Annotated in this window: 17 protein-coding genes; 10 read left to right on the top strand and 7 right to left on the bottom strand. The window is 39.4% G+C overall.

Translation table 11 applies throughout. The features are described 5' to 3' along the window. The first annotated feature begins 82 nt into the window (after positions 1 to 82). On the top strand, positions 83 to 493 hold the full coding sequence (locus tag FAZ19_RS20840; protein WP_136822696.1) for a BrxA/BrxB family bacilliredoxin: 411 nt from the start codon (positions 83 to 85) through the stop codon (positions 491 to 493). A gap of 129 nt (positions 494 to 622) precedes the next feature. Here the strand turns inward: FAZ19_RS20840 and FAZ19_RS20845 are convergent, their stop codons facing one another. Continuing rightward, positions 623 to 3,268 carry an alpha-L-rhamnosidase gene (locus FAZ19_RS20845; protein ID WP_136822697.1) on the bottom strand — a complete coding sequence of 882 codons (2,646 nt, stop codon included), beginning with the start codon at positions 3,266 to 3,268 and terminating at the stop codon, positions 623 to 625. A gap of 335 nt (positions 3,269 to 3,603) precedes the next feature. Between FAZ19_RS20845 and FAZ19_RS20850 the strand changes: the two genes are divergently transcribed. From FAZ19_RS20850 to FAZ19_RS20865, 4 genes are all read left to right on the top strand, one after another. Next, the gene (locus tag FAZ19_RS20850; RefSeq protein ID WP_169305729.1) at positions 3,604 to 4,164 is read left to right on the top strand and encodes an RNA polymerase sigma-70 factor; all 561 of its coding nucleotides are present in this window, start codon (positions 3,604 to 3,606) and stop codon (positions 4,162 to 4,164) included. A 135-nt stretch (positions 4,165 to 4,299) separates the two neighbouring features. After that, on the top strand, positions 4,300 to 5,310 hold the full coding sequence (locus FAZ19_RS20855) for a FecR family protein (protein ID WP_136822699.1): 1,011 nt from the start codon (positions 4,300 to 4,302) through the stop codon (positions 5,308 to 5,310). A gap of 132 nt (positions 5,311 to 5,442) precedes the next feature. After that, positions 5,443 to 8,874 carry a TonB-dependent receptor gene (locus FAZ19_RS20860; RefSeq protein WP_229707654.1) on the top strand — a complete coding sequence of 1,144 codons (3,432 nt, stop codon included), beginning with the start codon at positions 5,443 to 5,445 and terminating at the stop codon, positions 8,872 to 8,874. A gap of 38 nt (positions 8,875 to 8,912) precedes the next feature. Then, positions 8,913 to 9,758 (top strand): hypothetical protein, encoded by an 846-nt coding sequence (locus FAZ19_RS20865; RefSeq protein ID WP_136822700.1) that lies wholly within the window; start codon positions 8,913 to 8,915, stop codon positions 9,756 to 9,758. 429 nt (positions 9,759 to 10,187) lie between these two features. Here the strand turns inward: FAZ19_RS20865 and FAZ19_RS20870 are convergent, their stop codons facing one another. Further along, complete coding sequence (locus FAZ19_RS20870) at positions 10,188 to 10,826, bottom strand: peroxiredoxin-like family protein (protein ID WP_136822701.1); 639 nt, start codon at positions 10,824 to 10,826, stop codon at positions 10,188 to 10,190. A gap of 92 nt (positions 10,827 to 10,918) precedes the next feature. On the opposite strand from FAZ19_RS20870, the gene FAZ19_RS20875 reads away from it, so the two are divergent. From FAZ19_RS20875 to FAZ19_RS20885, 3 genes are all read left to right on the top strand, one after another. Further along, on the top strand, positions 10,919 to 11,260 hold the full coding sequence (locus FAZ19_RS20875) for a winged helix-turn-helix transcriptional regulator (RefSeq protein ID WP_136822702.1): 342 nt from the start codon (positions 10,919 to 10,921) through the stop codon (positions 11,258 to 11,260). Between the two features lie 186 nt (positions 11,261 to 11,446). Further along, complete coding sequence (locus FAZ19_RS20880; protein ID WP_136822703.1) at positions 11,447 to 12,031, top strand: Crp/Fnr family transcriptional regulator; 585 nt, start codon at positions 11,447 to 11,449, stop codon at positions 12,029 to 12,031. A 51-nt stretch (positions 12,032 to 12,082) separates the two neighbouring features. After that, positions 12,083 to 12,946: an SDR family oxidoreductase gene (locus FAZ19_RS20885; RefSeq protein WP_136822704.1), complete on the top strand. Its 864-nt coding sequence runs from the start codon at positions 12,083 to 12,085 to the stop codon at positions 12,944 to 12,946. A gap of 137 nt (positions 12,947 to 13,083) precedes the next feature. Here the strand turns inward: FAZ19_RS20885 and FAZ19_RS20890 are convergent, their stop codons facing one another. The 3 genes from FAZ19_RS20890 to FAZ19_RS20900 are packed head-to-tail and all read right to left on the bottom strand — an operon-like array spanning position 13,084 to position 15,640. Next, complete coding sequence (locus tag FAZ19_RS20890; protein WP_136822705.1) at positions 13,084 to 14,085, bottom strand: NADP-dependent oxidoreductase; 1,002 nt, start codon at positions 14,083 to 14,085, stop codon at positions 13,084 to 13,086. Positions 14,086 to 14,096: 11 nt separating this feature from the next. Beyond that, entirely contained in the window at positions 14,097 to 14,867 is a 771-nt protein-coding gene (locus FAZ19_RS20895) for an SDR family oxidoreductase (protein ID WP_136822706.1), read from the bottom strand. A 50-nt stretch (positions 14,868 to 14,917) separates the two neighbouring features. Next, positions 14,918 to 15,640 carry an SDR family oxidoreductase gene (locus FAZ19_RS20900; RefSeq protein ID WP_136822707.1) on the bottom strand — a complete coding sequence of 241 codons (723 nt, stop codon included), beginning with the start codon at positions 15,638 to 15,640 and terminating at the stop codon, positions 14,918 to 14,920. 96 nt (positions 15,641 to 15,736) lie between these two features. On the opposite strand from FAZ19_RS20900, the gene FAZ19_RS20905 reads away from it, so the two are divergent. Further along, the gene (locus FAZ19_RS20905) at positions 15,737 to 16,147 is read left to right on the top strand and encodes a winged helix-turn-helix transcriptional regulator (RefSeq protein ID WP_136822708.1); all 411 of its coding nucleotides are present in this window, start codon (positions 15,737 to 15,739) and stop codon (positions 16,145 to 16,147) included. 451 nt (positions 16,148 to 16,598) lie between these two features. Here FAZ19_RS20905 and FAZ19_RS20915 read toward each other — a convergent pair whose 3' ends face one another. Further along, a complete protein-coding gene (locus FAZ19_RS20915) occupies positions 16,599 to 16,973 on the bottom strand; it encodes a winged helix-turn-helix transcriptional regulator (RefSeq protein WP_136822709.1) in 375 nt (124 codons plus the stop codon). An 85-nt stretch (positions 16,974 to 17,058) separates the two neighbouring features. On the opposite strand from FAZ19_RS20915, the gene FAZ19_RS20920 reads away from it, so the two are divergent. Further along, positions 17,059 to 17,604 carry an NAD(P)H-dependent oxidoreductase gene (locus FAZ19_RS20920; protein ID WP_136822710.1) on the top strand — a complete coding sequence of 182 codons (546 nt, stop codon included), beginning with the start codon at positions 17,059 to 17,061 and terminating at the stop codon, positions 17,602 to 17,604. Positions 17,605 to 17,683: 79 nt separating this feature from the next. Here the strand turns inward: FAZ19_RS20920 and FAZ19_RS20925 are convergent, their stop codons facing one another. After that, complete coding sequence (locus tag FAZ19_RS20925) at positions 17,684 to 18,286, bottom strand: NAD(P)H-dependent oxidoreductase (RefSeq protein ID WP_136822711.1); 603 nt, start codon at positions 18,284 to 18,286, stop codon at positions 17,684 to 17,686. Positions 18,287 to 18,328 lie beyond the last annotated feature (42 nt).

The following is an 18,328-nucleotide window of genomic DNA, read 5'->3' on the forward strand; positions in this document are numbered from 1 at the left end:
GGTATCCATGATGAAGTAATATAAAACGTTGAATGTGATATCCTGATAATTTTTAAATGTTGACTTTTTAATTTAATAGAAGATGTATCCAGAATATTTAGTAGCTCCTATGCGTCAAGAATTAGTAGACGCAGGATTTCAAGAGTTGAAGACCACTGAAGAAGTTGATTCTGCAATCCCTTCGGAAGGAACGGTTTTCGTAGTGGTCAATTCGGTATGCGGATGTGCTGCAGCCAACGCACGTCCAGCGGTTAAAGCAGCTGTTAAAAACGAAAAACATCCCGATAAGTTAGTCACTGTATTCGCAGGAATGGAAAAAGACGCTGTCGATAAAGCCCGTCAATACATGCTGCCTTATCCACCATCTTCTCCAGCGATGGCTTTATTTAAAGATGGTCAATTGGTACATATGATTGAAAGGCATATGATTGAAGGTCGTCCTGCACAAATGATCGCAGACAACCTTGTTGCCGCGTTTGACGAATATTGTTAATCAATACATTTTGGTTTTTTGAATTTAATAGGCGTCTCGACTTTTGAGACGCCTATTTTTTTAGTATTTCTAGAAAATCTTACAGAAAATATATTCACTTTATACCTTATTTAACCGCAACTTCTAAACTTACTTTAGTTTTAGTTTTAACTGATGCCTTCCAGCCACTAATTTTATCAGATCACGACTACCTTCAACATTTTCAGGAGGATAGAATGTCGCGCTGGAATTGGCAGGAATCTGTACTTCATAGACAACCGTTTTTTTATTCCTTTTCCAGCTGGAGATAATCTCCCCGTAGGGTGAGCGATGCGTAATTTCCGATTGATCCAATCCATTTGGAAATATAGGCTGAAGCAAAATATTCTTAAATCCTGGTTGAGCTGGATCCGGCAGAATACCTCCTATCGATTTAAAGAACCAGCCTCCTATTTCCCCAAACATCATATGGTTATCCGAGATGTCTCTTTTAGCGTCTAGGTCCCAGTTTTCGAGCAATGTCGTTGCTCCATTCACAACCCACCATCCCCAGGATGGATAGGTCTCCTGTACCGCTACCTTGTATGCAGTCTCCCCATATCCATTGTTTTTCAGTGCATTCAACAAGGCCTTTGCGCCCAACACACCTACATCGAGATGAAAATTAGTTTCTTCTACTTTTTTGTTCAGATTAGCGGCTACCTTAGCCTTTATATCTTCCGGAACAATCCCCCAATGTAATGGCACACTCAATTCAGTCTGTGTTCCATCAGCATATATTCCGGTTTCATAATTTAGGAATTTTCGATTAATGGCATCTTTGATTTTTTTGCAAAGCGCATCATATTTTTTATAATCCTCCTCCTTGCCAAACAGTTTTGCTGCCGAAGCCAAAATAGTGGCATCGACATAAAAGTAAACAGATGAGGTGAGCTCCAGATTGGATTGTGCCTTTACAGGTACCCAGTCGCCCCGTCCAAACGTCGTCAGTCCTCCTGGACTGATACGTTCTACATAATCGACATACCGTTTTATATTTTCATAGCAATCTGCTAAAAGCCTGCTATCGCCATAGAACAGATACACCTGCCAGGGAATAATGGCGATCGTACTCGTCCAATCCAACCCGTTTGCGGTGCCATATCCCCACCCGCCGGTCGGAATAATATCGGGCAATACTCCATTCGGTTGCTGCTCATCGCGATGGTCTGCCAACCATTTTTCATACACGGTGATACCATCAAAATTATATAATGCTGTCTCAATCGCCAGATGCCCGTCGCCCGTCCATCCGTTTTTTTCTCGTTGCGGACAATCAGTCGGATAACCCATCAAGTTAGATAGATAGGCATTATTTGTGACTTTCCAAAGATCGTTCACCAATGGAGAAGAGGTATTGCCCCGACCTACCGGATCCACATCACTGTGCATAAAATAAGCAGTTAGATTCGATTCATCGAGTACGATGGGATTACTGCTGGTGATTTCCACATAGCGGAAGCCCTTATAGTTGAAGGTGGGCATAAATTCATCTTCCTTCTCCCCGCTAAGTGTGACAACATCGGTCTGAAATGGATCTTTCTCTTTATCTCCGCGATAATATACATCGATATTGGACATATCCAATCGACCGTTTTCATAAAGGCGCTCGCCATGCTTTATCCTCAGTACGGTTCCCTCAGGCCCCTTCACATTTATACGGGTAACGCCTGCCATATTCTGTCCCATGTCAAAAACATAGGTCTTCTCATCAAATTTCTTTATGGATGCCGCACGGTAGCTTTTCACTAAGCGGATAGGTACAGTCTGCTGTGATACAATATGATTCGAAGGGGCACTTCGGTATCGAACACCATGCCATTTCCCATCATCGAAATCCGGTTTGTCCCAGCCATCCTGCTCCAAGCGTGCATCGTAGTGTTCACCTGTATATATGTTATTCGATGTAATCGGTCCAGATGATGTTTTCCAATCACGTTCCGACACAATGGTTTCTTCAGTTCCATCCGTATAGACTATGCGAAGGTCTAAACAAAATGCCGGCCTTGCCCGCCACGGTGCATTGTGAAAATCCCAGACGGCAAGCGGTTGGTGGTTGTACCAACCATTCCCCAAAACTACGCCGACCGCATTTTTGCCAGATTGAAGCTGGGTGGTCACGTCGTGCACTACATAGAGGGTACGTCTATCAAAACGGGTATACATCGGATCCAGTCGATGATCGCCTACTCGTTCGCCATTTAGGGAGAGCTCATATAATCCGGCTACTGCTATATATGCCCGGGCGGACTCGATCTTCTTTTTTACATCAAACTGCTTTCGGAAATAGGGTGCTTCTTTATGATGGATATCCTGGTTATCGCTGATCCATGTTCCTTTCCAATTATTAGCATATAACATGCCCGTTTCAAAGATGGCTACGCCCGATGGTGTTGCCTTTCCATCTTTATCCCATACGGTCACCTTCCAAAAGTACCGTGTCTGCGCTGCCAGCTTTTGTCCAGCATAGGACACGAGAATATCTGCTTTGGACTGTTTGCCGCTATCCCAAATTCGCCCTTGGTTTTTAACAACTTTCATCGAGTCGGTATCCACAACTACTTGATAAGCTGTCTGTATAGCCCCTGGTCTATCATCGCAAAGCATCCACATCAACCGGGGATTCTTTAGGTCTATCCCTATAGGATTAACTAGATGCTCGCATTTCAGCTGAATGGGTTCACCGTTTACTGGAAAACTCTTTCCATACAGAGTTGTATTTAACATTACCACGGCCAACAGAAAAATTTTTCTCATATTCATACACAATTACTTTTGCGATTCATTTCATTTTCAGAATAGTTGAATTCCTGTTCTGCTTTACAAAAATCAAGTTTTTTAAAAACCATATTGTTGAGTGCTGATCTTTAAAGTTAGGTTTTTTTAACAGAATTATTGGTTAAAACTGCATTTCTATTCTACCATAAGGTGGATGGAAGAAAATACGCGGCTAAATCTGGCGGGTACGGTTTCCTAACACCGATCTAATTGGTTGATTGTTATTGTTAGCAAGCAATTTATCAAAAATGAAATATCAGTACGACGCGATATGACTTAACATATCCCTAACATTAAACTCTTAGATTTGCAAAGTGGTAAAGAGAACCGATATACAGGAACAAGAACTTTTGCAGCGGCTTTCCGAGGGCGATACCGTTGCATTCGATCGGTTGTTCCTGACCTATTACCACGGACTTCTCCGTTATGCAAAGAGCCTGATGCCCTATCCCAGCGATGCGGCGGAAGATATCGTGTGCAATATATTTGGACATCTGTGGGAACATCGCCTACGACTGAATATTTCCACTTCCATCGCTGCATATCTCTACACCTCTGTAAAAAACAAGATACTAAGGGAAATCAACAGGGATAAGTTATACGAACGAACAACTGATCGTACAGAACATATCGATATTGCCGATAGTATCCACTACGAACCGGACAATATTTTACAGTATAAGCAACTGGACGAACGTATCAGAGATCTGATCAACAAACTACCGCAACGCACAAAAATGGTATTCTTGATGAACAGGAATGACAAACTGACCTACGATGAAATAGCAGTATTATTGGATATCTCCATCCATTCTGTAAAAACACACATGTACCGTGCGTTATTGTTTTTAAAGAGCAGTGTTTATATTAAATAAATACATCCTTAACTTTTTGTTCATAAAACACCTCTTCATGTTATCTTTCTGTTAATCTTCATTTTTATTGTAAGGAGATAGAGCGGCCTGTGGCTCTTCGTATATAGTAGCCAGAAAATGGCATAGCTAGATACTATGGACGATCAGGAAATATACTTACTCATTACCCGTTACCTTGCACAGCAGACCACATGGGATGAAAATGAAAAACTCGCCGACTGGATTGCCCTTTCAAAGGAAAACGAAAGCGAGTTCCAGCAAGTAAAGACTATATGGCTGGCCGGAACAGAAGACAGCGATGAACAATCCGCATTAAAGGCACTCCATAAAACCAAGAAAAAGTATGACATTTCGGAAGCAGAGACTTATCAGGAGGAAAAACTGAAACAGAACAGACTGTGGTATTATTGGGGAGCATCGGCTGCGGCAGTTCTTTTATGCGTACTGTACTTTTTTAAATATCAATCCGATGTCCAGCCGCAAGAAGTCGTTTATATCGAAAAAACCACCTTGCCGAGACAGAAGCTCAAACTGACACTGGTAGACAGTACTGTGGTTTACCTGGCGCCAGAAAGCAAATTACGTTATCCTGCAACATTTGCTGCTGGCAAGCGACAGGTATTTTTAGAGGGGGAAGCCTTTTTTGAAGTAAAACGGGATACCTCACGCCCGTTCCTTGTCACCACCGAATTACTGACAACCAAAGTACTGGGAACATCGTTCAATATCAACGCTTTTCCTGGCAGCCCAGATATCCGCATATCTCTTTTTAGCGGAAAGGTGGAAGTATCCAAGGAAAACGAACCCAAACACGCTTATGCGCTTCACCCCGGGCAACAGCTATTATACGATCGCGGCGAGGGACGGATATACCGGCAAGACTTCGATCAAACTGTTGTTAATGGTTGGATGACCAATAAACTGGTTTTTAGAAATACCAAACTGGAGGAGGCTATCCGGAAAATCGAAATCCTGTACGGAGTTAAAATCGTACTGAGTGATAAAAACATCGCCGGTCGCCAATTGTGGGCAAGCTTCGACAATGAGCCTTTGGACAAAGTACTCGATTACCTCAAAATGGCAGGCGGCGTAAATTTCAGAAAAGAAGAGGATGTGATATATATAATCAGTAACAAAGCAATGTAAATAGACCAAAGTCACAAGCGGTAGGAAACTTGCCAGGCAGGTACCACCCCAAAAAAAACCGGCATCTGATCCATGCCGGCTTAACAACGTCATTCAAATCAGTAAAACTTAAAAAACGTATTCGATAAAAATATGAAAAAATACAATGTGGTACAGCATTCCTGTCCAAAAAAAAACACAACAGCATATGAATTTTTATACTTTATGAAGCTTACAGCGATCGGATTTTTCCTTAATACAATTTTCCTGACGGTACTTTCGGCAGCGGGGCATGCACAAAATATTAAAGATGTGCCTTATATCGCAACGAGTGGACAGAAGACACTGGCTGTTCTTTTCGAAGATATAGAAAAGCAGACAGGTTACGCTTTTCTATTGATGGACCAACATGCAAATACCCTCCTCAACAAATCCGTGTCCATCAACAAAGGCACCAATAATCTTGCAGCGGTGTTGAGCCAATTGGAACAAAACTCCCAACTTAAATTTACGGTCAAAGAAAAAAAAATCATTGTCAAACGTAAATCAGAGACAAGGGCTGCCCCTGTACCCCAACAGCCCGGCCGCATCTCCGGCAAGATACTCGATGACCGTGGCGAAACATTGCCCGGTGCCAGCGTTAAAACTTTACAGACCAACCAAACTGTACAGAGCAGTGTGGATGGAAGCTACAATTTCAGTATCGCCCCCGGTAACTACACCATCGAAGTAAGTTATATCTCTTTCCAGACCAAGCGCATCACGCAGGTAGAGGTAAAGGCAGGGCAATTGACCAGCCTTAATATTGTACTGAACCCTGCCACTAACGAACTGAGCCAGGCTACCGTAACTGGAAGCTTCAAAAAAGAAAGTGTCGCCGGATTGTATGCCACACAGAAAAATGCCGCTTCTGTAACCGATGGTATCTCTGCCGAGCAGATTGCACGTACACCCGATAATGATATGGGGCAGGTATTGAAGCGTGTGACGGGGCTGACAACCGTGAACAACCGAAGTGTAATTATAAGGGGAATGTCCGATCGCTATAACCAGGCCATGTTGGATGGTGTAGTCATACCAAGTACTTCGCAGAATAGACGCGATTTCTCCTTTGATATTATTCCTACCGAGATGGTAAGTTCGGTTGTGGTCAACAAAACGGCAACACCTGATGTATCGGCCGAGTTCTCCGGTGGACAGGTGTCGGTAAATACCATAGATATCCCTGAACAGAATTTTACCAGTATTCAATACGGTACAGGAGGTAATTCTCGTACCACAGGCAAAGACTTCTATCGTCTGGGCGAACGAAAGACCAGCGAGTACTTTGGCTTTTTCGATAAATCTGCCAAGATACCTGAAGGAATGAAGACCTGGGTATGGAACGGCAGATCATCACAACTGGATGCGCCTCCCGGTTACAATTTGACCGACCCCGAATTAAACGCCAGCCCGCTCAATCCAGCAGAATTCGGAAATGATGTTAAATTTAATGACCTCGATGCCATTTCCCAATCCAAAAAGCTGAACAATGATCCTTTGCGATTATACCGATATAAAGGTTCACCAAATCAAAATTTCCGCTTCTCGCTCGGACGTGTCTACGATCTGAAGAATGGAAACCGCTTTGGATTTACGGCATCTGCAAATTTCAGAAATGAGCAAAACATCGTGTCTTTCAACAATGTGAGAAAATCTCCTGCCGGTCACTATATAGACAGTTTAGGCCTTGGTGACAACGGTGCAGGCACATCTTATCGGTTTAACAGTAATGGGGGCTTGGTCGCAAATATGGGACTACAGGGGCAACATTTTAAGATCGTCTTGAAAAATATGTATGCGCGTACATACAGTGACAACTACAATGAGTCGATCCAGAAAGCTCGTGAAGAGTCTATTCCGACACCTACTAAAATTGTCTATCAATTGCCTGAAGCCATGTCTTTGCAACAGCACCAGTTAATTGGCGAATACCAGCTAAAATGGAAGATAAAAGCCGAAGGGATGTTTGCTATCAATAAAATCAAGCAGCAGATATTAGATGAGCGTAAACTCTCCTATAGATTAACCACAATAATTGCGGGCGAGCCTTATTTTCAGACACCGGGTTTAATGACTCATTCCACAGCCTCAACTGGTGCTTCCTTCAAGGACTGGCGCATGTGGACAAATATCGATGAAACGGATTACAATTGGAGTGCGGCATTTTCGCGCAGATTTGGAGAAGGTAAACAGGTGTCTACGCTGATCAAATTGGGCTATCAGGCATGGTCAAAAAAGCGATCGTTGGATGTATTCAAATTTGCTCCCTGGACAAGATCATGGGTGGAGGGTACCAGTCAGAAAGCCCCCACGATAGAGGCAAGCTATGAGCAAGTCTTCTCAACCGAAAACATCGGGAATGGCGAGGGCCAGGCTTATTACTATGCAGATGCACTGGGCGGGCGGTACTATAATGGAGATATGAGTTCGCATGCACTATATTTGATGGCCGATCAAAAACTTTGGGACAAACTCCGCTTAGTATATGGGGTACGTGCCGAGTATTTCGGTTTAAATTCGAAACAGGAGGAACTCTATAAGAGAAAACACGGCCCTGGTAAATCAGACCCTAACGCTATAGAAGCCGCAGAGAACAGGGTCAATGAAAATAACTGGCGATTCCTTCCCTCGATTAATGCGACCTATAGTTTGACACCTGAATTCAACATCCGCGGAAGTTATTCGAAAACTCTGATACGTCCTGACTTTAGAGAGGTTGGTCTTTTTGGGATGTATGATTTTGAAATAGATGGATCTGTACATGGTGAACATGTAGAATCCACCTTGATTGACAACTTGGATGTACGGTTAGAATGGTATCCTTCACCGGGTGAGATCATTTCCTTAACAGGATACCACAAAAAGTTGGATAAACCCATCGAATTGGTTCAATCCGAACCAGCCACCAATGCATACACATTTGCCAATATGGAAAATGCCAAAAATCTTGGACTGGAACTGGAGATCCGGAAAAACTTCAGCTTTATATCCGATCAGGATTGGGCTGAAGACCTGTTTATATCCGCAAACGGAACACTGCTCAAATCCAAGGTCAATGTATTGACACACTGGACGTGGGTCAATAATCCGGAAACACAGGTAGCCGAACGTGTCCAGCTGCGTTATCCCAACCAAGACAGACCTTTGATGGGCCAATCTCCCTGGTTATTGAATTTGGCATTAGGCTATTGGGGAGACTGTTTTGGCGCTACTGCAAGCTACAATCATCGTGGATATCGTACAAACCTCGCCAATGTTAACATGGCAAGAGTGGAGTATGAATTGGCACCAAAACAGCTGGATGCCCAATTTTATGCCCGCTTCTTAAAGAAAAAAATGGAGGTTAAACTCAATCTGACCAATCTACTGGACGATTGGACGCGTTACTATGTTAACATACACGATTACGAACAAGATGAAAACAACCTTTATGTATTAAAAGAAGGCAAATCTATCCAGTATAATAAGGAAGAAGGCGACAACATTACCTACCGTAAAAAAGATGGTCGACGTTTCAGTCTGAGTGTCAGTTATAATTTTTAATAAATCAATAATGAGTTTGAAGATCAAAAAATAAACAGATGAAAGCATATATAAGAAACAGTATCGTTATTGCCCTATTGTCGATAGGTTTATATTCCTGTCAGAAAGCAGAGTATGTAAATTCATTCCTGGAATTTGTCGATGTATATTTTGATGCTGATAAAACCGCACTGCGAAACAATGGAGCAGGTGCTCTTATTGCAGCCAGATACAACGGAAGTCCGATCGAATGGGATATACTTTCGAAAAACATCAGAGTGGTTGCAGGTGAAGGAAAATTTGAATTCTATGACACCCGCAATGGAAAAGTGGTTGCGGAAAAAGTGATCGATGTGAAGCTCGGTTCTAAAGAAACCTACATGCTATTCCAGCCTACGATGGATGCCCCGGTCTCTTTTATCGATCCGAGCGAACAGGATACCGAGAGTCCGGCTCCGGCTGGACATATCAAAGTGAAAGTAGCCAATTATGCCCAAGACCTTATTCCATTTGAAAATCTGGACCTCAAAGTTTTCATAAGTTATTTTGATGCCGATTTTAATACAGTGGTCGAGGAGGTTGGGACGATCAAAAATGTAAAAAACAGCGTTGACCAAGCCGAATATCACATCCTCCCCGATGGTCTGCCAAACCCTTTACCTGAATATGCTCACAACTACGTATTCGAATTTGTAAACGGTAGCACTGGGCAGCCCTTGCTCAACTATGGAGGAACAAACTATTCCAATATGGCATTTAGTCCTGCAGGCACTGATCCCATACCTGCCAAAAATATATTTACGTTATACATGATTTCTAGAGAAACCTGGGGAGAAACTCCTTTCTTTATAAAAAAGGGTGATACGTTCTATGAAATAGCCACCAGCGTACTTTTTGAAAAATAGAGCTATAACAATAAATGAAAGCCATCAGCAAGCGAGCGCACCAGGCAATCTTCGCCACGTTCAGACAAGCTCGAAACGTTGACGTTGAGTTCTTACGAGATTTCCGAAGTTTCTAACACTCGGAAATCTCCTTGTCCGCTGATGGCTTTTCTTGCTTCCATCGAGATACTAGTACAAAAGTACGAGCGCTACGAATACCTGCATTCGCAACCGGCATACTATATTGCGGAGTATGAGCTACTGCACAAAGAGGTAAGGATAAATGTGGTCGCAGCGACAGTTCCTATCATGTCATACCACTGTAAACATCTATATATCAATTATATTGATCTCTTAACTTAAGAACTACTAAGATATAGTTTGTAATTCGATGTTGCAAATTTACCCCCCAAAAAAATAATTACGCAATTCTTGCTCCTTTTCTTTCTGTCATAATTGCTCCATCAATTCTTTGATATTTATCCTGTTCATATAATTGGTATCAACAAATTTGTATGTAATGCTACCATTGGTATCTATTACGAAAACGGCAGGAACAGGCAATTCGTTATTATCATTTCCGTTGTATTCTGACAGCTCAATATCTAAACTACCATAAGTAGGAATAACATAATCCTGAAGTCCGAATGAAATACCAACCTGTTTAGCCAAAGCATTGTTTTTGTCCGTCAATAGTTCAAAACCTAAATTGTGATTACCCTTTAATTCTTCACTGTAATCGGGCGTTTGCGGTGAGATTTCCACAAGTGTTGCTTTTCTGTCGATAATCTGTTTTAGGTTCTCCTGCAATGCTTTCAATTCAAGATTGCAATAAGGACACCAACTGCCACGAAAAAAAGCCACAATCACTTTTCCGTTTTGTAGAAGCTCTTGTAACTTTAGAATTTCATTGTTTGTATTTGGCAGGCTGAAATCAGGGAACGTATCGCCTGTGGCAACGCTGTTTTCTTCGATGTTCTTGGTTTTCAAATCCTGAATAGATTTCCCGAATACCTCTAAAACTTCTGTCGGAAGTTGTTTTGCTAAATTTTCATTTAGTTCTTCTATTTGTTGCTTTAACTTTTTCATATCTTGTTTACTATTTTTGCAAAGTTTTGAAAGTAAATCCAGAACCACAATACCGCATATAATTATCCCTATGGGACAAAAAAGTCAATTTTATGAAAACAAAGGAACGAGCGATAGAAGAAAAAATTTGCCCGCTGGAAATAGCTGTTAATGCCATTAGCGGTAAATGGAAAATCCCGATTGTATGGCGTATAAACGAAGGCGAAAAACGTCCGAGCGAAATGCTAAGAGGTATCGCAAAAGTGGATAGACGTGTTTTAAACCAACATCTGAAAGAATTGGAGCAGGACGGAATTTTAAGCAAAAAAAACTTCAATGAATTACCGCCTCGTGTCGAATATTCTCTTACCCCACTTGGCAAACAATTAGTAGAGGTACTTTGGAAATTGAACGATTGGGGAAAAATACTATTAAACGAAAACACAAGAGATTAACTTCTTTTCTTTCCACATAAGCGACCAAAAAAAGAAGGAGAACACCGTTATATTGATATTGGATTTTAGATATTTCATAAATTTGCTGTATCATTAACAAATAAATAGCTCTAAGAATACAAAATACGCATTACGTATATTTACGAGTTGTAGCTAATGCAAAGAAAGCTTTGCATATTTGAAAGTATGGATAGATTAATAGAAAATATAAAAGTATATACACTGCTTAGTGAACCTGAAATTCAGTTGCTTCAAGATGCTGTAGATAAAAAAATCTATCAAAAGAATGAGATATTTTTTACCGAAGGAAAAATATCGGACGAAATCTATTTTGTTACAAAAGGGTGTGTAAGACTTTTTTATAATGTGGACGGTAACAATAAAACAGCGTTCTTTTATACTGAAGGACAATTTATATGTGCTGGGGAGAGCTATACTTTTAATATTCCCGCAATTGAAAATTATCAAGCAATTGAACAAACAGAGATATTTGTTTTTAGGAAATCACAAATCGAAACTTTATTAAAAGAAGTTCCCAAATTTGAAGTGATTGCCAGAATAGCCACAGAGAATGAACTAATTACTTGCCAAAAGGTCATTGCATCATTTGTGACAAAATCAGCAGAAGAACGCTACATTGATTTATTAAATACGAAGGGAGAACTATTCCAGCGTGTTCCACAACAATATATTGCATCGTTTTTAGGTGTATCTCCTGAAACTTTGAGTAGAATAAAAACTAGGGTATTCAACAAAGAAAAAAGTTCTTGACGATAGTCAAGAGAATGAAGATATGTAACCTCTAACTTTGTAATAAAAAAGATGAGTACAAAGAAAGTTTTAGTCGCAGGAGCAACTGGATATTTAGGACAATTTTTGGTAAGGGAACTTAAAAGTAGAGGTTTTTGGGTAAGAGTTTTGATTAGAAAAGAAGCCCAAAAAGACAAATTTAAAAATGTTGACGATTTTTTCATAGGTCAAATAACAGAACCCAATACTATAAAGGGAATAACAAATAATATTGATTGGATTTTTTCCTCAATTGGTATCACTCGTCAAAAGGATGGAATGACTTATATGGATGTTGACTATCAAGGAAATTCAAATTTATTGAAAGAGGCATTAAAAGATAAGGTTGAAGCATTCGAATATATTTCAGCAATAAATGGAGACAAGCTGAAACAGCTAAAAATATTTGAAGCCAAAGAAAAATTTGTTGATGAATTAAAAAGTTCAAGAATCAATTATTGTGTTTTACGTCCAAATGGATTCTTTTCTGACATGAAAGATTTTCTGAATATGGCAAAAGCTGGTCGGGTTTATTTATTTGGAGACGGAAAATTCAAATTAAATCCAATTCACGGTGAAGATTTGGCAAAAGTATGCGTTGATAAGATGATTGCTGGCGCTAAGGAAGAAACAGTAGGTGGAGCTGATATATTAACTCAGAATGAATTAGCAGAACTAGCATTGAACGCGTGGCATAAACCAATTAAAATAAGTCACCTGCCAGATTGGACAAGGCGATTTACAATTTGGTTTATGAGAACATTTACATCATCAAAAACTTATGGACCGATTGAGTTCTTTTTAACAGCGATGGCATTTGATAATATTGCAAACCAATACGGAACTAATCGACTTAAAGATTTTTTTAAATTTGAAGTGAAAAGAATGAAGGAATAACAAGCACTAGCTACAACATTTTGTATAAGTAATGGCAGGCAAAATACTAAATATCAAGGTTTGTAGCCCGCTCAAACTGCCACTACTCATACAATTTACCGATGCTCCTTTACCGACATCCTACATTGACAGCCAAACTACTTGACTTTAACAATTACTTTCCCTTTGGCACGACCACTTGAAACGTAGGACATTGCTTCGTTCATTTCTTCAAATGGAAAAACTTTATCAATGACAGAACGAATGACACCTGTTTCAATCAGCTTTCCAATTTCTGACAATTGTTTTCCATTGGCTTGCATAAAAAGAAACGAATAATCGACACCAAGTTTTTTTGCTTGTTTCCCCACTTTTCTGCTCAAAAAAGAAATCGCTGTTTTCATAAACCACGACAACCCTACTTCTTTTGCAAAATCCGTATCCGGAGGACCTGAAATAGAAATAACTTTTCCGCCTGGTTTTAATATTCGCAAAGACTTTTCCAATGTTTTCTCATCTTGACTGTTCAATACCAAATCATAATTTTTTAGTATTTTTTCAAAATCTTGCGTTTTGTAATCAATAACAACATCAGCACCAAGACTTTTGACAAAATCAAAATTACCGGCACTTGCCGTTGTGGCGACAGTCGCACCCAAATGTCTTGCCAACTGAATAGCAATCGTTCCGACACCACCCGAACCTGCCTGTATAAATACTTTTTGATCCTTTTTGAGTTTTGCTTTTTCAACGAAAGCTTGCCAAGCCGTTAAAGCAACCAACGGAATGGAAGCGGCTTCTTCCATTGAAATGTTTTTAGGTTTCAAAGCGACATCATTTTCATTGACCGCAATGTATTCGGCAAACGCACCGATTTTGAAATCGGCAGGACGAGCAAAAATTTCATCGCCAACTTTGAAACCACTAACTTTTGAACCCACTTTTGTAATAATTCCTGCGACATCGTGTCCTAAAATCAACGGAAATTTATATGGAAGTAACAACTTAAACTCACCACTTTTCAGTTTGACATCTAACGGATTGATACTTGCTGCGTGTATTTCTACCAAAACTTCACTTTCCTTAATATTCTGTTCTGGTATATTAACTAATTGCAGTTTTCCTTCTTTACTATACTTTGAAATACCATATGCTTTCATATCGAATATAATTAATTGACTAACAATTTTTTGTTATTTTTCTTTGAGTTAATCAAACCAAAGGCTACTTTTGGAAGCAAACGGTTCAATAAATAAATTACCTTGCTATCACCAATTCTAACAGTATATTTATTGTTTTCTAAACCATTAATCAGACCACTTATTAATTGTGAAGGACTTATTTTCTTATCATCTCTATTAGCAACCATATCTGTATCTACTAATGGTGGTAGCAGTTCAAAAATCTTAAGCTTACTGTTAATGATCTGCAAGTGTTTGCGCAATGACTGCACATAAAAAGCCAATGCCGTTTTAGAAGACGAATAAGTTGCTTCTATGGCAGACGGAACGATACTAAGAATTGATGTGGTATGGATTATAGCGGCTTCTTTTCTGTCTTTTAGCATATCCATAAAAAGATTGTTCAATCGTATCACACCAAAGTAATTAACTTCCATTTCATAAATGGCACCTTTTAAGTGATTGTTGTTGGGTACACCTAAATTTAAAGGTGGTACGCCAACACCTGCATTATGATACAAAATATCTATGCCGCCTAAGGCTTCTACTTCTTTGTACAAATCGTTTGCATCTTCTTCCTTTGAAGCATCACTTTGTATAGCGATAAGTGCTGGGTAGAGCTTTTTAGCATCTTCTAATTTGCTTTTATCCCTTCCTGTGATGATTACCTTTGCACCTTTCTGCAGAAACTGTCTGGTAGCTTCAAGCCCGATACCGGAACCTCCTCCGGTAATCAAAATCGTTTTATTTTTTAAATCCATTACTTAGGTTTTTATGATGATTTTATCTTCCGGAATGAATGATAATAAATTCATGAAATTTTTGACATTGCTTCTGCAATTGCTGTGGCATACTTTTTCGTTTCACCCACGGGCACATCGAACTGATTGTTTTCAAGAGCAATGAAAAACTCGTCTGCTACTTCTGCCGGTGGAATGCCGTTTGCTCCACCTATTTCTGCTGAAAATTCTGTATTCACCAATGGTGGGTAAATTTCGTACACCTGTATGTTTTTAGCTTCTTCGTATGTAATTCTCAAAGCCATTGTATATGCGTGAAGTGCCGCTTTTGTTGCTCCATAGGTAGGTAAAAACTTGTGGCTGCCAAAGACTGCGATAGAAGAAACATTAGCGACTGCAGCATCTTCTTTTTGCAATAGGTGAGGCAACATCAATTCAGTAAAATGAATGATAGCCAAATAATTCGTATTCATCTCAATGGCAGCTTTTTCGTGTGCGTTGGTAGTTTCGCTCAGTAAATATCCAAATGCTGCACCTGCATTATTGACAATCATATTTACCTCTGGATGATTAACTTTCAAATCTTCCGCAATGCGAATTCTATCTGCCTCTATCGATAAGTCGCCTTGAATGGCAACTGCATTTGAAAGCTCTGCAAGTGCTTTTTCAAGTCGTTCCTCACTACGTCCGTTAATGATAACCTTATTATCTGATGCGCTAAATTTTTTGGCAATTGCAAGACCTATTCCTGCACTTCCTCCACTGATAAAAATTGTATTCCCTGTTGTTTTCATTTTTTTGTTTTAAAAATTTTTGTATTTTTGCTTGCAATTTGCAAGTGCAAAGATATAAAACAACTTTCATTTTGCAAGTGATTTAAAAAATATTTTATGGCAGATAGTAAAAAGAGGTCGGATTGTCCCGTTAGTTGTTCCCTTGAGATTTGGGGCGACAAGTGGTCGTTGTTAATTGTGAGAGATTTAATGTTTGCAAAACAATGTACCTATGGCGATTTTTTAAAATCAGACGAAAAAATTGCGACCAACATTTTAGCTTCGCGGTTACAAACACTTGAGGAAAATGGAATTATTACAAAATTAAACCATCCAGACAGTAAAGCGAAAGTTTTATACAGACTGACACAAAAAGGAATTGATTTACTACCTTTAATGATCGAAATAAATTTGTGGGCCGAAAAGTATTATGACGTGCCTGCCGACATAAAAGCAACGCTGAAAGAGGTTAAAAAGGACAAGGGTAAATTTATCAAAACGGCAAGTAAAGACTTGAAAAAGCAGTAGTTGACAAGGAGTTTTAGGAGTGCTAAATTCGGTGATGGCTCTTCGATTTCTAGGCTGAAAGCCAAGAGGTTGGTGCAAAGGGGCATTTCTTTGTATCCTATTTTTTAATGATTATCTATGTTATGCAGGCTGTTGCGTCTTTACTTCTTGCTGTTGCTTTTCTTTTTTCCTCCCGGGAACATAACCCACAGTGACAATAATCCGAAAACAATTAAGTGTATAAGTTAACCATTTACCAACCTTTTCGATAAGTTGAATAGCAACCGACTTCTCATATATAAGGAAAAGCCTTCTGATCCTATAGCATCATGCCTGTAAATTTTCTACGGCTTATCCAATAGATAGGCCCTATCCCGATAACAGGCAGGATAATAATAATAATAATACCAAGCACTAATTGAGACACCATAAAATCTATTTTAATTTGCTACTAATATTACAAGCCTAATGGCTATAAAGCTTTTATAAACTCACCGTTGTCGTTCACAACCTGATTGCCCCATTTTGTAATAGCTTCTAAAACAGGAACAAGACTTTTTCCAAAATCGGTTAGACTATAAATAACTTTAACAGGCGGTTTGATACCATATACTTTTCTAAGTATCAAGCCGTCTTTTTCTAATTGCTTTAGTTGTAGGCTCAACGTCATTTCAGTAATGGCTGGCATTTCCTTGCGAAGCTCATTGTATCTCTTCGGCTCTTCCTTTAAATGGTAAAGAATAACTGCTTTCCATTTTCCGCCCACCAAATCCATCGTAAGACTTACGGTACAGGGATAAATCTTCCCTTTAAGTTTCACATAATCTCCAATGCACTCTGTCTTCATTTTATACTTTTTTAACCTCTCTATTTTGATAGTTATTGCAGATGCAATTTACTAAAAATACTTTTGTAACTAAAATAATTATAGTATGTCATTAGTAATTTTAGCACACCCGAAGTTTGATAAATCTTTTGCGAACAAAACAATTGTCGAAGAATTAAGGAACAGCAATATTGATATTGAAATGAGGGACATTCACGAATTATATCCTGATTACAAGGTTGATGTAAAAGCAGAACAGGAAGCATTGTTGCGACATAAGACTATCGTTTTCCAATATCCATTTTATTGGTACAGTATGCCTGCCATTTTAAAGCATTGGTTTGATGTAGTGTTGGAATATCAATTTGCCTATGGCTCCAAAGGAGATAAGCTTAAAGGCAAGAATTTTTTAGCAAGTTTTACGGTTGGTTCATCCCAAAACAGCTATACGGCATTAGGTTTTCAGCATTTTCGTGTGCATGAATTTTGCAAGCACCTAGAGCAGACAGCTTACCATATCCAAATGAACTACATTGACCCGATTTATTTTTATGGCACTTCGTTAGCAGCAGGCTATACTGAAGATGAAATAAGAGCCAACGCAAGGCAACACGTCAAAAAACTGATAAAAAAGTTGTTGGAATTGGGATAATCAAATACGAGTATAATACAGGCTACAAAAAAAATAAGTGGCTCGTCATTCGACTGGCCACTTAATCTTAAGAATAATTTTAAATGGACTGCACAACCTCATCCAATTCAAAACGGGATTTTGGAAAAACAGTCGGGTGCATCCAATCACTTAAATCAGCATAGCCTACAGTAACTGCAAATAATGGGACATATCCCTCTTGTGCTAATATCTGTCTATAGGCATCACGGTTGATGCCCTCCATTGGCGTAGCATCAAGTCCTATACTTATGCAGGCACTCAAAAAGTAGCCCAAGGAAAGATAAACCTGATGCTCCATCCACGATTTTACCGCAGCATCGCCATTCGATTTTACCATTGGTTCATAAAATCCTGTTATCCATCCCTCCGGAAGAATAGAAATATTGCGTTTCTCAAAATATTCAACATCTTCCATTACACTGAACACAACTAAAAGATCGACATCGTTAATCGATTGTTCATTCATATAGGATTGGGAAGCTAATTCCCTTTTCACATCTTCTGCTGTAACAAATGTAAATTTCCACGGCTGGCTGTTGATAGAAGATGGACTTAATCGGATTATTTCCTTCAGTTCGTCAATCTGTTCTGCCGAAATCTTTTTAATTGGGTCATACTTTTTGGTTGCATATCTGCGTTTTGCAAGATCTAAAAAATTCATATTTTCTACTTTTTAAAAGTACACTATACTTTTTACTGTTGC

The organism is Sphingobacterium alkalisoli (assembly GCF_005049105.1).
Lineage (GTDB): Bacteria > Bacteroidota > Bacteroidia > Sphingobacteriales > Sphingobacteriaceae > Sphingobacterium > Sphingobacterium alkalisoli.